15 protein-coding genes and 1 tRNA gene are annotated in these 14,934 nt (G+C 64.7%); 1 reads left to right on the plus strand and 15 read right to left on the minus strand.

Going from position 1 to position 14,934, the window contains the following annotated elements:
- On the plus strand, positions 1 to 421 hold a 421-nt coding region (locus RT460_RS15280), incomplete at its 5' end, for an HRDC domain-containing protein (RefSeq protein WP_313319900.1).
- 14 nt (positions 422 to 435) lie between these two features.
- On the opposite strand, the gene RT460_RS15285 is transcribed toward RT460_RS15280, so the two are convergent.
- The 15 genes from RT460_RS15285 to ruvA form a co-directional block, all read right to left on the minus strand.
- Positions 436 to 3,186 carry a serine/threonine-protein kinase gene (locus RT460_RS15285; protein ID WP_313319902.1) on the minus strand — a complete coding sequence of 917 codons (2,751 nt, stop codon included), beginning with the start codon at positions 3,184 to 3,186 and terminating at the stop codon, positions 436 to 438.
- A 14-nt stretch (positions 3,187 to 3,200) separates the two neighbouring features.
- On the minus strand, positions 3,201 to 3,755 hold the full coding sequence (locus tag RT460_RS15290) for an ECF-type sigma factor (RefSeq protein ID WP_313319904.1): 555 nt from the start codon (positions 3,753 to 3,755) through the stop codon (positions 3,201 to 3,203).
- Between the two features lie 199 nt (positions 3,756 to 3,954).
- Positions 3,955 to 4,030, minus strand: a tRNA-Lys gene (locus RT460_RS15295).
- A 61-nt stretch (positions 4,031 to 4,091) separates the two neighbouring features.
- Positions 4,092 to 4,760: a 7-cyano-7-deazaguanine synthase QueC gene (gene queC / locus RT460_RS15300; protein WP_313319906.1), complete on the minus strand. Its 669-nt coding sequence runs from the start codon at positions 4,758 to 4,760 to the stop codon at positions 4,092 to 4,094.
- 74 nt (positions 4,761 to 4,834) lie between these two features.
- Entirely contained in the window at positions 4,835 to 5,524 is a 690-nt protein-coding gene (gene queE / locus RT460_RS15305; RefSeq protein WP_313319908.1) for a 7-carboxy-7-deazaguanine synthase QueE, read from the minus strand.
- A gap of 41 nt (positions 5,525 to 5,565) precedes the next feature.
- Positions 5,566 to 6,378: a tol-pal system protein YbgF gene (ybgF, locus tag RT460_RS15310; RefSeq protein ID WP_313319910.1), complete on the minus strand. Its 813-nt coding sequence runs from the start codon at positions 6,376 to 6,378 to the stop codon at positions 5,566 to 5,568.
- A 3-nt stretch (positions 6,379 to 6,381) separates the two neighbouring features.
- Positions 6,382 to 6,900: a peptidoglycan-associated lipoprotein Pal gene (gene pal, locus RT460_RS15315; protein ID WP_282269147.1), complete on the minus strand. Its 519-nt coding sequence runs from the start codon at positions 6,898 to 6,900 to the stop codon at positions 6,382 to 6,384.
- Between the two features lie 64 nt (positions 6,901 to 6,964).
- Positions 6,965 to 8,281: a Tol-Pal system beta propeller repeat protein TolB gene (gene tolB / locus RT460_RS15320; protein WP_313319913.1), complete on the minus strand. Its 1,317-nt coding sequence runs from the start codon at positions 8,279 to 8,281 to the stop codon at positions 6,965 to 6,967.
- Positions 8,282 to 8,438: 157 nt separating this feature from the next.
- Complete coding sequence (gene tolA / locus RT460_RS15325; protein WP_313319915.1) at positions 8,439 to 9,518, minus strand: cell envelope integrity protein TolA; 1,080 nt, start codon at positions 9,516 to 9,518, stop codon at positions 8,439 to 8,441.
- Positions 9,508 to 9,936, minus strand: a complete 429-nt coding sequence (gene tolR, locus RT460_RS15330) for a protein TolR (protein ID WP_313319917.1) — start codon at positions 9,934 to 9,936, stop codon at positions 9,508 to 9,510. The genes tolA and tolR overlap by 11 nt, the downstream gene beginning before the upstream one ends.
- Positions 9,937 to 9,974: 38 nt before the next feature.
- On the minus strand, positions 9,975 to 10,754 hold the full coding sequence (gene tolQ / locus RT460_RS15335) for a protein TolQ (RefSeq protein ID WP_313319919.1): 780 nt from the start codon (positions 10,752 to 10,754) through the stop codon (positions 9,975 to 9,977).
- 20 nt (positions 10,755 to 10,774) lie between these two features.
- Positions 10,775 to 11,200 (minus strand): tol-pal system-associated acyl-CoA thioesterase, encoded by a 426-nt coding sequence (ybgC, locus tag RT460_RS15340; RefSeq protein WP_313319921.1) that lies wholly within the window; start codon positions 11,198 to 11,200, stop codon positions 10,775 to 10,777.
- Positions 11,190 to 12,236, minus strand: a complete 1,047-nt coding sequence (ruvB, locus tag RT460_RS15345; protein WP_313319923.1) for a Holliday junction branch migration DNA helicase RuvB — start codon at positions 12,234 to 12,236, stop codon at positions 11,190 to 11,192. The genes ybgC and ruvB overlap by 11 nt, the downstream gene beginning before the upstream one ends.
- A gap of 106 nt (positions 12,237 to 12,342) precedes the next feature.
- Positions 12,343 to 14,259 carry a potassium transporter Kup gene (locus tag RT460_RS15350; RefSeq protein WP_313319924.1) on the minus strand — a complete coding sequence of 639 codons (1,917 nt, stop codon included), beginning with the start codon at positions 14,257 to 14,259 and terminating at the stop codon, positions 12,343 to 12,345.
- A gap of 39 nt (positions 14,260 to 14,298) precedes the next feature.
- Entirely contained in the window at positions 14,299 to 14,886 is a 588-nt protein-coding gene (gene ruvA, locus RT460_RS15355; protein WP_313319926.1) for a Holliday junction branch migration protein RuvA, read from the minus strand.
- Positions 14,887 to 14,934 lie beyond the last annotated feature (48 nt).

Consider the following 14,934-nt stretch of genomic DNA (forward strand, 5'->3'; position numbering starts at 1 on the left):
CACCTGGCGCAGCGTGTTCCGCCAGCTGGTGGCCGCCAGCCTGCTGGAAGTGGACCCCGAGTCCCACGGCGGGCTGCGCCTGACCGATGCCAGCCGCGACGTGCTCAAAGGTCGCCGGCAGATGATGATGCGCCGGGAAAGCCCGGCCAGCCGTGAGCGCGAACGCGGCGGGCCACGCACCGGGCTTCCGGTGCAGGCGGAGGATCTGGCTCTGTTCAATGCCCTGCGCGGGCTGCGCGCAGAGCTGGCCCGTGAGCAGAACGTGCCGGCTTTCGTCATCTTCCATGACAGCACCCTGCGCAACATCGCCGAGCAGCGCCCGACCAGCATCGATGCACTGGGTCGCGTCGGCGGCATCGGCGGCAGCAAGCTAGGCCGCTACGGCGAGCGCCTGGTAGAGATCGTCCGCGAACAGGGCTGAAGCCGCCCTCCCTGTCAGTGCGCCCGCGACGTGCGCGCCAACAGCTCCAGGCCCTCCACCCTGCGCACATCCGGTGCTCCTGCCACCTGTACGCGCTGTATCACCGGCGCTGCCTTGGCGAGCTCAGCCAGCGCCGCCTGTGGCTGGGCAAGTTGCAACAGCGTTTCAGCCAGGGCCACACGCGCATTGGCGGTTTCCAGATGGTCGTCGCCATGCAGGGCAAACGCCCGCCCCACCACTTGCTGTCGCAGCGGCAGGGCCTTGTTCGGGAACCCGCGCCGCTCTTCCAGATCGGCGCTTGCAGCCAGCCACGCCGCCTGCATCATCGGGCCCACCTGGTCATGCAGTCGGTCCAGCAACGACTGCGCCTGGCTCAGCTCGTTCTGCCGGGTATGCCAGCTGCTGCGATACAGCCGCGCTTCCTGCAGCCCCGGGGCATCATCAGGCAAGGTCGCACTCAGCCCGCGCTCGGCGTGCAACAGCAACGTACCGGCTTCTTCCATGCGCCCAGCGCGCATGAGCATCCGCCCCATTCCCGCCTCCGCACGCAGCGTCGCCGGCGCTTCGGCACCCAGCTTGCGGCGGCGTATATCCAGTGCCTGCTGGTACATGCGCGCGGCATTGTCCTGATCGCCGCGCAGTTCATGCAGGGCCGCGTAGTTGAACAAGCCCATCGAATAACCAACCGAATCCTCGCCTTCGATTGCTTCGCTGAGCGCCATGCGTGCAACGAACTCGGCTTCGGCTGCCGGGTAGTTGCCCATGTCCACGTAAAGATCGGCCAGGGCATCGTGCTGGACCAGGACGAAGCTGTTGTCACTGCCATACAACTCCTGCACATGCTTCATCCCCGTCAACAGCAACGGCAACGCCTGCGCATAGTTGCCTTGCTCGCGGAACACTTGCGCCAGGCGCATTTCCGCCGCCAGCGCCATGCTCGTCCTGCGCCCATGCAGGCCCTCCAGCACCTTGCGGAACGCCTGCTCGGCCGCGGCATGACGGCCCCACCGCAGATACATCAGCCCTTGGTTGTAGCCGAGCTCATGCGACACGGCACCGCCATCGGTAACCGGCAGTTCGGCCAGCTTCGCCTGCGCCGACAAATACGCCGCCTCGGCCGCGTCGAAGTGCTGCTGATTGGTCAACGCCAAGGCTTTTGCGGTGAGCAGGCCCACCTCCACGTCAGCCGCAGGCCGGCGCCCCAACAGGCCGAGGCCACGCTCGGCCAAGGCTTCGCCCAAGGCACCATTGCCTTCGTTGGTCTTCAAGCGCGACAGGCTGGCCAACGCTGCCGCCGCGTCCGCAGGCCGATCAACGCCCGGTTGCATGAAGCCTTCGTAGGCACGTTGCAGCAACTGTTCGGCCTGCAGCGCTACGCCGGAATTCTGGTACGCCGTGCCCAGCACCATCTGCATTCTTGCCAGCTCCACCGGCGCGTCGCGCAAGTCGCGCTCCACCTGCAGGGCGGCCTTGTCGAGCAACTGGCGCGAACTCAGGTCTTCCTGGCCCCGTTCGGTCCGCAGGAAGGGGTCAGCCGTCTCGAACATACCCACCATGAAGTTGCTGATCTGGCGCGCGATCGCCGCCTCTTCCTGGGCTTGGCGCCGGTTCTGCAGCAGGCCAGTGACGAACACCAGCAGCAGCAACATCACCCCACTCACGGCGGCGACGCCCTGCCAATGACGTTGCAGTCCCTTGCCGAGGTAGTAGAGACGACCGCCTTCGCGCGCCAGCACCGGCTGGTGGTGCAGGTAACGTTTCAGCTCGGCAATCAACGCCTCTACCGAACGATAGCGCTCGCTCACATCCAGCGCGCAGGCGCGTTGCGCAATGGCATCCAGATCACCGTGCAGCCGTCGACGCCATGGCAAGGCGGCTGGCGCCTGCACACTAGGCACCTGCACCGGCGTTGTCACGTCCTGGGTCTCACGCACGCAGCCTCGCGTGGTCAACAGCTCAACCAGCATCACGCCCAAGCTGTAGACATCGCTGGCGGCCACCACCGGCTGGCCATGGATCAGCTCCGGACTGGCATAGGCCGGCGTGCAATAGCCTGCATCCTGCTTTTCGCGGCTTTCGTTGAGCAGGCGTGCCAATCCGAAATCCAGCAGGACAGGTTGTCCGTTCGGCAGCACCAGCACGTTGCGCGGCTTGAGGTCGCAATGCAACACCAACTGTTCGTGGGCCGACTGCACGATCGCGCAGATATCCAGGAACAACTGCAGTCGACGGTCCAGCCCCATCTCGTGGTCTGCGCACCAGCTGTCCAACGGCACGCCGTCGATGTATTCCATCACCAGATAGGGATGCCCATCGGGCGTGGTACCACCGTCGTACAGGCGGGCCACGTTGGGTAGTTGCAGGCCGGCGAGCACCTGACGCTCCACGCCAAGGCGCTCCACTTCACTGGCGCCGGGCATGCCATGCAGCAACTTGATCGCAACCGTGCGCTGGTACACACCATCAGCGCGCTCGGCCTTGAACACCGTGCCCATGCCGCCCTGCGCGATGCGCTCGGTCAGCCGCCACGGCCCCAACCGGTCACCCAAGCCGAACTCGGGCGCCAGCGCCCGCGCCAGCGCGGTATCCAGGCGATTGCTGACGCGGCTCAATCCCGCCGTCTGCGAACGCAACAGCTGCAGCACTTCCTCGCGTATCGCCGGGTCATCGCAGCGCTCGTCCAGCGCCTGTTGCCATTGCTCGCGCGGCAGCTCGCAGACGGCATCGAACAGGTCGCGCAGTTGCCGCCAATCGTCGCTGCCCATCAGGCGTGTCCGCGTCAGCGCAGCTGACGATTCAACCATGCCCGCGCGAAGCGCAGGTCACGGTCGACAGTCGGGGCTGAAATCCCCAGCACCAACGCGATCTCGTCGCGGTTCATGCCACCGAAATAGGTCAATTCGATGGTGCTCGCCGCACGCGGCTCCATTTCCGCCAGTTGATTGAGCGCTTGATGCAGCGCCAGCACGTCGTAGCCAATGTCGGCGCCGTCCTGCATGGCCTCGGCATGTGACAAGGTCAACTGCTCGGCACCGCCCCCCCGCTTGTCGGCACTGCGCGCGCGCAGGTGATCGACAAGCACCGAACGCATCTTCAATGCGGCGATGGCGACAAAATGGGTGCGGTCCCGGTATTCGGCGTCACTGCCGAGCAACCGCATCAAGGATTCGTTGACCAATGCAGCCGGCTGCAACGTACCGTTGGTCTGCTGCGACAGGCGGTTGCGGGCGATCTGCATCAGATCCGAATACATGGCTTCGAACAGGTGCTCACGCGCCTGCAGATCGCCATCTTGCCAGCGATGCAGGAGTTGGGTGATCTGTTGCCTGCTCAATCCTGCCCCCCGGCGCAGCCGCCTGTGTTCGTCCAGCCAACCGCGCCAGAACCCTCCGGCGCAATGGTAGGACCCCAGCCAGCTGCTGCCAACTGTACCCGCTGCTCGCCCAGCGCGGGGCATCGACACTACGCGCCCTTCCCCATGCGGGTGCAGCCAATAAAAAAGGCCCCGGATCGCTCCGGAGCCTTTGCAGTATTGGTGGGCCGTGAAGGATTCGAACCTTCGACCAAAAGATTAAAAGTCTTCTGCTCTACCGACTGAGCTAACGGCCCAAACAAAGACCCGGCCGCAGCCGGGGCGCGTATTCTACCCCAACAATCGCAAAATCGGAATTCAGGCGTAATGCGTGGGGTCGGCCATGCCGGCGGCGGCAAAGCCGTCGACACGCAGCCGGCAGGCATCGCAATGGCCGCATGCGTTGCCGTCCAGGTCGGCCTGGTAGCAGGACACGGTCAAGCCGAAATCCACACCCAGGCGCTGTCCCTCGGCAGCAATCTGCGCCTTGCTCAGGTACTGCAGCGGTGCATGCACGCGGATGCCGGCTCCTTCTACACCCGCCTTGGTGGCCAGGTTGGCCAGCGCCTGGAAGGCAGCGATGAATTCGGGACGGCAATCCGGGTAGCCGGAATAGTCCACTGCGTTGACGCCACAGAAGATGTCATTGGCGCCCAGCACCTCGGCCCAACCCAAGGCCAGCGACAGCATGATGGTGTTGCGCGCCGGCACGTAGGTAACCGGGATGCCGGCGCCGCCCGCCTCTGGCACGTCGATGTCATCGGTCAACGCCGAGCCGCCGATGCTGCGCAGGTCCACATCCACAACTTTGTGCCCGGCCACGGCCAGAGCGCTGGCGACCCGCTTGGCCGCCTCCAGCTCGGAGGTGTGGCGTTGGCCATAACGCACGCTCATGGCGTACACGTCGAAACCCTGTTCCTGGGCCATGGCGACGACGGCGGCAGAGTCCATGCCGCCGGACAGAAGCACAACTGCTTTCTTCTTCATTGGGAGATCCGGTAGGGGAAACAATGCCAGCACGCTGTCCCGCGCCGGGCTGACTGTGTGGGGCAGCGCGGGCTTCAATAGCCCGGCGCGTCATCCCACAGCAATTTGTGCAGCTGCATCTGGAAGCGCACCGGCAAGCGGTCAGCGACGATCCAGTCGGCCAGCTCGCGCGGGCTGACCTGCGACTTGCTGGGCGAGAACAACACCATGCAGCGCGCCGCCAGGTCATGCTCGGCCAGCATCTGCTTGGCCCAGTCGTAGTCACCGCGGCTGCAGATAACGAACTTGAGCTGGTCGCGCGCGGTCAGCAACGGGATGTTCTCCAACCGGTTGCGTGGCATTTCGCGGGAGTCGGGGGTCTTCAGGTCCACCACGCGCGATACGCGCGGGTCGACCGCCGCGATATCCAAAGCGCCGGAGGTTTCCAGTGACACGTCCAGGCCGGCATCGCACAGCTTCTGCAGCAGGACCAGGCAGCGCTTCTGCGCCAGCGGTTCACCGCCGGTCACGCAGACATGGCGCACGCCCTGCTTCAGCACTTCGTCGACGATTGCGTCGATGTCCCACCACGTGCCGCCATGGAAGGCGTACTCGGTATCGCAATACTGGCAGCGCAGCGGGCAACCGGTCAGGCGCACGAACACGGTCGGCCAGCCGGCGGTATCCGCTTCGCCTTGCAGGGACAGGAAAATTTCAGTGATCTTCAATCGCGGCAAGGGCGACTGTACGATCTCGCTGGGGACAGCGGCGCTGGGAGCGTTCATGGGCATTCCACCGCTCCGCGCCTGGCGCGTGCGGTGCTATATCAACGCAGCTGCTGGCCGAGCCGGATCGACTGCAAACGATCCTGGGCGGTACGGGCCGCATCACTGCCGGGGAAACGGGAAACCACCTGCTCCAGGGTCTGCTGCGCCTGCGCGGCATTGCCTTCGCCAAACTGCGACAGGCCGAGCTTCAACAAACCGCCGGCTGCCTTGTCATGGGTGGGGTAACGGGCCACAAGGTCGCTGAACTGCGCCTCGGCCATCTTGAAATTGCGCGTGGCGTAAAAGCTCTCGCCCAGCCAATACAGGGCATTGGGGGTGTACGCCGCATTCGGGTAAAGCTCGAGGAAACTCTGGAACAGCTGTGCCGAATCGGCATAGTTGCCCGCCTTCAACGCGTCGAACGCCACGTTGTAGGCCGCACGCTCGTCACCTGCAGATGCCAGGCTGCCGGCATCGCCACGCACGGTGGGCGCACGCTCGTTGCTGGTTGCCGCTGCGGGCGGAGGCGTCGCAGCGGCTGTCGGCAGGACAGGAGCGCTGTCACCAGCGGGGGCACCTGCGCCACCTTCAAGGCGGTTCAGACGACCATCCAGATCCAGGTACTGATCACGATTGCGCTGCTTGAGCTGCTCGTTTTCGTGCTGGAGCTGTTCGATCGTGCCTTGCAGGGACTGCATTTCATTACGCAGGGCCTGCAGCTGGTTGAGCATGTCGGTATTGGCCTGCGAATTGTTGGCCTGCGCTTCAAGCGCGCCGACACGGTCCGCCAGGCTTTGCCGCTGTGCATACGCGGGTGCGGCAGCCCCAAGGGCTGCCGCGACCGCGAGCATCAATTTGATGCTGATACGCATCGATTACTGCGCGGTGTAGACGATTTCGACGCGACGGTTCTGCGACCAGCAGGACTCGTTCGAATCGGTGCACACCGGACGCTCTTCACCGTAGGAAACGACGGTAAGCTGCGAAGCCGAGCCACCGTTGGCCTGCAGCGCCGAGTTCACGCCATTGCCACGACGCTCGCCCAGGGCCTGGTTGTAAGCGCGGCTGCCGCGTTCGTCGGTGTTGCCCTGCAGGGTGATGCGCGAGGACGGACGGTCACGCAGGTACTTGGCGTGGCAAGCCATGATGGCCTGGAACTCCGGCTTGACGCTGTCCTGATCCAGATCGAAGTAGACAACGCGCTGGCGCAGGCAAGCGTCGGTGTCCAGATCGCCCGGGCCGTACAGGCCAGAGGTGGACGGACCGGTCGGCTGAGTGGTCGAACCGGTATCAACCGGCGGCTGGGCCGGCTGTTCCTTGACCTTCTTCGAGCAGCCAGCCAGCGCGGCTACGGACAGCAGCGAAACGAGCAAAACACGAGTGGACTTGTTCATGGCTATACCTAAAGGCTCCTGGGCCAATGTTGGGTTTTAATGCGAGTGGGATATTAACATTTTATCAACGCGCGGTGCGGTATGGGCCCCACGCGGGTTCCCGGACATCACCATCAGCAAGCACCAGACGCTGGCGCACGCGGCCATCAGCAGACACTTCGTACAGCACACCACGCCCGCCTTCGCGGGCGGCGTACAGCACCATGCTCGCATTCGGGGCAAAACTGGGCGATTCGTCCAGCGAGCCCGGCGACAGCGTGCTCCAGCGCGGGGCGCCCAGGCTGCTGTCCATCATTGCGATCTTGTAGCTGCTGCCGGCGCCCTGGGCGACGGCAACCTTCTTGCCATCATAGGACACACTGGCCTTGGCGTTGTAGTTGCCCTGGAAGGTCACGCGGCTGGCACTGCCACCGCTGGCCGAGACCTGGTAGATCTGCGGGCGACCGCCACGGTCTGAGGTGAAGTAGACCGAGCTGCCATCGGCTGCCCAGGTCGGTTCGGTGTCGATGCCGAAGTGGTTGGTCAGCTGGGTCAACTGCTTGCTGCCCAGGTCCATCACGTAGATTTCCGGGTTACCGCTGCGCGACAGCGCCAGCGCCAGGCGACGGCCGTCCGGCGAGAACGCCGGCGCGCTGTTGATGCCACGGAAGCTGGTCAGCAGTTCGCGGCCGCCGGTGGCGATGTCCTGCACATAGATCGAGGAGTTGCCACGCTCGAAGCTGACGTAGGCCAGCTTGCGACCGTCCGGGCTCCAGCTCGGCGACAACAGCGGCTCGGCCGAACGCACGATGGTCTGCGGGTTGTAGCCATCGGAATCGGCCACCATCAGCGCATAGCGCATGTTGGCGCCGCTGCCGCTGGCGGTGATGTAGGCAATGCGGGTCCAGAAGGCACCCCGCACACCGGTGATCTTCTCGTAGATGGCATCGGCCATCTGGTGGGCCACGTCGCGCATGGCGTTGGCACGGGCGGTCATCGCCAGGCCGAGCATGCGCTCGCCCTTGGCCACGTCCATCAGCTCGTACTCCACGCGGTAGGCGCCGGCACCGGCGTCCAGCACACGGCCAACCACCAGGTAGTCCTGCTTCAAGGCACGCCAGGTGGGGTACTGCACCTCACTGCCACGGGTCGGGCGCTCGACGATCTGCGCTTCGGGCAGGCTGCGGAACTGGCCGGAACGGTCCAGATCGGCACGGACCACGGCGGCCACGTCGGTATTCGGCGCCGAAGCACCTTGATAAGGCATGGGCACAACGGTGATCGGAGTGGCCGATGCGTTGCCACGGGTGATTTCGATTTCCAAAGCCCCCTGCTGTGCCGCAGCCGCGAAGGGCAGCAGCAAAACGGTAAGGGCGACCAGCCAGCGTGACAGATTCTTCATGAGGCGCTCAGCAGTACGAGTGAATATAAAAGAGGGATAGCAGCACGCAGATGAACATTTTCGCAATCGTGAACGAAAGTCATGTGAAATCTGCCAGCCACCACACCAAATAATAAATTTCCAATGAAACCAACCGGATGCCCGGAACAACTATTGCTCAGTTCTGGGCGGTGAATGTAAACATCAGCTCGCGCCGAAACACCGTTTCGTAGCCACGGAAGGGCAGTGGCTGCGCCTTCAGCACAGCACGCTCGATCGAATCGCGCGCTGCCGCGTCCATGGCGCAACCAGATTGCACCTCCGCACTCATCACCTCGCCGCCCGGTAGCTGCTTGATCAGGATCCGGCAGCGCGTGCCATTGGGAATATTGTCCGGCCGGTTCCACTGGGCAGCCACGGCCTGCTGGATGGCCGCGGCGTACTTGGCAGTCAGGTCATTGCTGGTACCGCCCTGCCCCGGCGACGGCGTCGCCGGGCCGGAACTTGCGCTGCTGGACGAAGCTGCCTGCGCGCGGGCGCGGGCATCAGCCACCTGGCGCAGGCGCTGCTCGGCCAGCTTGGCTTCGCGCTCGGCCTGCTCACGCTTGCGGCGGATCTCGGCAATCTTCTGCTGGCGCTCCTGCTCTGCCCGGGTTTCGGTAGCCTGGCGCTGCTGGTCGGCGATCCTCTTCTGCCGGTCGGCTTCTTCCTGTTGCTTGGCCAGGCGCAGCTTCTGCTCGGCCTCTTCCACGCGCTTGCGCTCGGTCAGGTCGATTTGCTCCTGGCGGCGCTTCGCCTCCTGTTCCTGCTTGGCCTTTTCCTGGGAAATGGCCAAGGCGCTGACCCGCTCCTGGTCGACGGTATCGGGCTGGGCAATCCGTTCCTGGGCGTTGTGCTGCTGCGGCGTGGGCGCATCCTGCGGCTTGGGCTCGGGGATGGGCTGCGGCGGCGGCACGGTGTCCTCAGGCACAGGCTCGGGCGGCTGCTCCTCGACTTCCGGCACCGGCTCGGGCAGGTCGGCCAGCTTTTCCGATTCGCGCAGGGCCTGCCGCGCCGCCGATGCTTCGGCGGCGGACAACTGCATGTTGGCCTCGAGCGCAGGATCGCCGGCGGCGGCCTCGGTATTACGCGAGGGCGACCACAACCAGGCAAGAATGAAGATCGCCGCTACCAGCAGGTGCACCAGCAGGGCCAGTACGACCGGCTGGCCCCACTCGTTGCGGTTGTCGTGCGGCGGTGGCAGTGCGTCAGCGTGCATCGGTCGCCAGACCCACCTTTTCGATCTTCGCAGCCTTGATCACGTCCATCGCATCCATGACCTTTTCATAGGCCACGCTCTTGTCGGCAGCCACGATCACGCGCAGCTCCTTGTTCTGCGACGCCAACGCGCCCAACTGCGCCTGCAGCGTGCCGGCGTCCATGGCCTGCGGCTCCTTGGCTTCGGGCAGCTTCAGGCTCATCTGGCCATCCGCCCGCACCGAGACAATGATGGGGTCCTGCTTGCTTTCCAGCGCCTTGGCGGTGGAGCTGGGCAGGTCGACTTCAAAACTGAGGGTCAGCAGCGGCGCAGTCACCATGAAGATGATCAGCAGCACCAGCATCACGTCGATGTACGGCACGACGTTGATCTCGGACTTGAGCTTGCGACGCTTGCGACGGGGAATTGCGGCAGTCATGGTTGGGCTCCTGCGGTCAGAGGAAGGCGCTGGCGCACTTACTCTTCGCCGCCGCTCTGGCGCTGCAGGATGGAGCTGAACTCTTCGGCGAAGGTTTCATAGCGCACCGACAGCCGCTCGACGCGGGTGGTGAAGCGGTTGTAGGCCCACACCGCCGGGATCGCCACGAACAGGCCGATGGCGGTGGCGAACAATGCTTCGGAAATACCCGGGGCCACCGAGGCGATACCGGCCTGCTCACCGCTGCTGATCATGTCGTGCATGGTCACCATGATGCCGAACACGGTACCCACCAGGCCCACGTACGGGGCGGTGGAGCCAATGTTGGCCAGCAGTTCCAGGTTGCGCTCCAGGCCGTCGACCTCGCGGGCGTAGGTGGTGCGCATGGCGCGCTGGGCGCCTTCCAGCTGGGTGCGACCGTCGAAGGCGCGGCGCCCCTGCAGGCGGGTGTACTCGCGGAAGCCGGATTCGAAGATGGCTTCAAGACCGTCAACCTGGCGGTTGCGATCGGTGGCCGAGGCATACAACTTGCCCAGGTCGGCACCGGACCAGAAGCGGTTCTCGAAATCGCTGGCTTCGCGGTCGGCAGCCTTGAACACGCGCGCCTTGCGGAAAATGATCACCCAGCTGATGAAGGAACCGGCCAGCAACAGCAGCACGATCAGCTTGACCGGGATACTGGCCTTGATCATCAGGTCAAGATAATTGATGCCACCGCCGTGGCTGGCCTGGGCCACGGTCTGCGCAGCTGCGGCGCTGACATCGGCCGGCAGGGCCTCGGTGACGGTGGCCTGCAGGGCCAGAAGCAAAGCGATCATCCGATCTTCCTCAGTATTGCTTAAGCGGTTTGTGTTTGAAGGGGTTTTAGCGTTGCGTACAGCGTGTCATCTATCGCTTGCGGACGGAAATCGCGGGCACCTACGGCGGCCAGGCGCACTTGCGCCGCGGCCAACACCTCGCCATCGCGCTCGACCGTCTGCGCCATCAGCAGGCTGGCCCGCCGACATTGCAGCAGTTCCACCGTCGTGGACAGCGCATCGTCCAGCTTGGCCGGCTTCAGGAAATCCAGGTTCATTGCACGGACCACGAACACCTGCCCGTCGCCACAGCGCATGGATTCCTGCCCATAGCCAAGGGCTCGCATCCATTCGGTACGCGCCCTTTCCATGAAAGCCACATAGCGTGCGTGGTAGACCACCCCGCCAGCGTCGGTATCTTCCCAGTAAATGCGTGTCGGCCAACTGAACCGGCCCTCAATCGTCATCGCGCTGCTCCGCAAACAGGTCCACCGGTGCTGGCGCGGCCTTGGGCTTGAGACCCAGGTGGCGATATGCCTTGCTGGTGGCCATGCGCCCGCGGGCCGTGCGTACCAGGAAGCCCTGCTGGATCAGGAAGGGCTCAACCACGTCCTCCAGCGTGCCGCGTTCCTCGGACAGGGCCGCGGCCATCGACTCGACGCCGACCGGGCCGCCATCGAAATACTCCACCAGGGTGCGCAGCATGCGCCGATCCAGCTCATCGAAGCCTTCCGGGTCGACCTTGAGCATCTGCATCGCGGCCTGCGCCACGGCCTGGTCGATATGTCCGGCCGCCTTGACCTGCGCGTAATCGCGCACGCGCCGCAGCAACCGGTTGGCGATACGCGGGGTGCCGCGCGAACGCCGCGCGATCTCGCCTGCGCCTTCGGCACTGCAATCGATGCCGAGGATCCCGGCCGAACGCCGCACGATCCGCGTCAGTTCCTCGGCCGAGTAGAACTCCAGACGCTGCACGATGCCGAAACGGTCGCGCAGCGGCGCGGTCAGCAGGCCGGCGCGGGTGGTGGCGCCAATCAGGGTGAACGGTGGCAGGTCGAGTTTGATCGAACGTGCAGCCGGGCCGTCGCCGATCATGATGTCGATCTGGAAATCTTCCATCGCCGGGTACAACACTTCCTCGACCACGGGCGAGAGGCGATGGATTTCGTCGATAAACAACACGTCATGCGGCTGCAGATTGGTCAGCAGCGCGGCCAGGTCACCGGCCTTCTCGATCACCGGGCCCGAGGTAACGCGCAGCGCCACCCCCAACTCATTGGCGATGACGTGGCTGAGCGTGGTCTTGCCCAGGCCGGGCGGGCCGAAGATCAGTACGTGGTCCAGCGCCTCGCGGCGTGACTTGGCGGCCTGGATATAGATGTCCATCTGCTCGCGCACCGGCGCTTGGCCGAGATAATCGGCCAAGCTGCGGGGGCGGATGCTGGCGTCGGCGGCGTCGTCCTCGCGGGTGGCGCCAGCGCCGATGATGCGGTCGTCAGTCATCGGACTATGGTACGTCCAGAAACGAGTGAATAGGAACGAGAAACCAGAAACAGCAACAACGAGCAGCCACTACGTTGCTGGTTGCTGATCACTACGTTCCTGGCCTTCAAATTTCAACCTGCGCCCCGAGCTCGACCAGCCGGTTGCCCGGAATCCTGAAGAAGCCGGTCGCCGGCGCCGCGTTTCGATGCATGAAGGCGAACAGCTTGTCGCGCCAGATGGGCATGCCGCGGTTGGCGCTGGCCACGATGGTCTCGCGGCTGGCGAAGAACGTGGTGTCCATCGGATCGAAATAGATGCCGCCACGGTCGCAGGACCGCATCAAGGCCAGCGGAATATCCGGCGTCTCCATGAAGCCATAGCGCACGTAGACCCGATAGAACTCATCGCCTACCGAGTCGATGCGCAGGCGCTCGCCATCGGCCGCGTACGGGATCGGCAGGGTTTCCACGTGCAGGAACACGTTGCGTTCGTGCAGCACCTTGTTGTGCTTGAGGTTGTGCATCAAGGCGTGCGGCACGACCGTGGGGTCGGCGGTCAGGAACACCGCCGTGCCCGGCACCCGCACCGGCGGCGCCAGCATCAGGCCGGGCAGGAAGCTGTCCAGGCGGATGCCGTCCTTGCGGATTTCGTCGCGCAGGAGCTCACGACCACGACGCCAGGTACGCATCATGGTGAACAGGATCAGGCCCAGCGCCAGCGGGAACCATGCGCCCTGCAGCAGCTTGGCGCCATTGGCAATCACGAAGCCCAGGTCGATCACCAGGAACACCACGCACAACGCGATGATCCAGTGCCGGGCACGCGGCCACAGCACCCGGGCCACCAGTGCCAGCAGCAAGGTGTCGATCAGCATCGTGCCCGACACGGAGATACCGTAGGCCACAGCCAGGTTGCTGGAGCTGCGGAAGGCCAGCACCAGCCCGAACACCATCACCGCCAGGCCCCAGTTGATGCCCGGGATGTAGATCTGGCCGATGGTGTCGTGGGAGGTATGCAGGATGCGCATGCGCGGGATGTAGCCCAGCTGCATGGCCTGGCGCGACACGGAGAACGCACCGGTGATCACCGACTGGCTGGCGATCACCGCTGCCATGGTTGCCAGGATGATCATCGGGATCAGCGCCCAGCCCGGCACCGCCTCGAAGAACGGGTTGGCCACCGCGTCAGGACGCTGCAGCACCAATGCGCCCTGCCCCAGGTAGTTCAGCACCAGGCACGGCAGCACGAAGAAATACCAGGCATGGCGGATCGGCGGCGCACCGAAATGGCCCATGTCCGCATACAGCGCTTCGCCACCGGTGACGGCCAGCACTACCGCGCCCAGGATGAACACCCCATGCCAGCCGTGCTCCATGAAAAAGCGCGCGGCCCACCACGGATTGAAGGCCTTGAGCACTTCCGGCGCGGCAATCACGTTCCAGATACCGATCGCCGCCAGCGACAGGAACCAGATGCTCATCACTGGCCCGAACACCTTGCCGACCTTCTCGGTACCGAAACGCTGCGCGGCGAACACCGCCGCCAGCACCACCAGGGTGATCGGCACCACGAAATGGCCCAGGCCAGGCGCTGCCACCTCCAGGCCCTCGACCGCACCCAATACCGAGATGGCCGGGGTAATCACGCCATCGCCGAAAAACAGCGAGGCGCCGAAGATGCCCAGGATGCCCACCACATAGGCCGAGCGCGACCCATTGCGCAGGGTGCGCTGGGCCAGCGCCATCAAGGCCATGATGCCGCCCTCGCCGTCATTGTCGGCGCGCATGATCATGGTCACGTACTTGAGCGTGACCACCATGTTCAAGGCCCAGAACGCCAGCGACAACACGCCCAGCACCGTGTCATGGTCGCTGTTGAGCCCGTAGTGCGGCGAAAACGCCTCCTTCAGGGTGTACAGCGGGCTGGTGCCGATGTCGCCGAAAACGACGCCGATGGCACCGACAACAAGGGCAAGGCCACCGGCGGCACCTTGGCCGTGGTTGTGCCCGTGGGATTCAGACGTAGGGGAAGCGTGGGACATGGCGTTCTCAGGTTGCCGTCATGTGGCCGTAAGGGAGTGTCAACGCAGCGCCGATTGCAGTGCTTTGCGGATCACCGTGGCGACATCGTCGCCCTCGGCACCGGCATCACGCGCCATCTTGGCAGCCTCTGCCGGCTTATAACCCAGTTGCTGCAACGCCACTGTCGCCTCGGACACCGCATCGGTGCCCAGCTGGCCGGCAATGGGCGCACCGCCACCGGTGAAATTGGCTGCGCGGTCGCGCAGTTCCACCACCATGCGTTCGGCGGTCTTCTTGCCTATACCCGGGATACGGGTCAGCGCGGTGACATCGCCGGCCTGGATCATCCGTGCGAACTCGTCCACGCTGACCCCGGACAGCACCGCCAGCGCGATCTTGGCGCCAATGCCAGACACCTTCTGCACGTCGCGGAACAGGCGCCGCTCGCCCTCGCGCAGGAAGCCATACAGCGACACGCTGTCTTCCTTCTGCGCGTAGTGGGTGAACAGGATCACCTCGCGGCCCACGTCGGGCAGGTCATAGAAGGTGCTCATCGGCGCCTCCAGCTCGTAACCGACGCCATTGACGTCGATCACCAGCCACGGCGGGGCCTTGTAGGCAAGAATGCCGCGCAGTCGACCGATCATGGGTTTGCCCCCTGGGCGGGGAATCCGGGATTCGGGATTTGGGATTCG

It is taken from the genome of Stenotrophomonas sp., assembly GCF_032061965.1.
In the GTDB taxonomy this organism is placed as follows: domain Bacteria; phylum Pseudomonadota; class Gammaproteobacteria; order Xanthomonadales; family Xanthomonadaceae; genus Stenotrophomonas.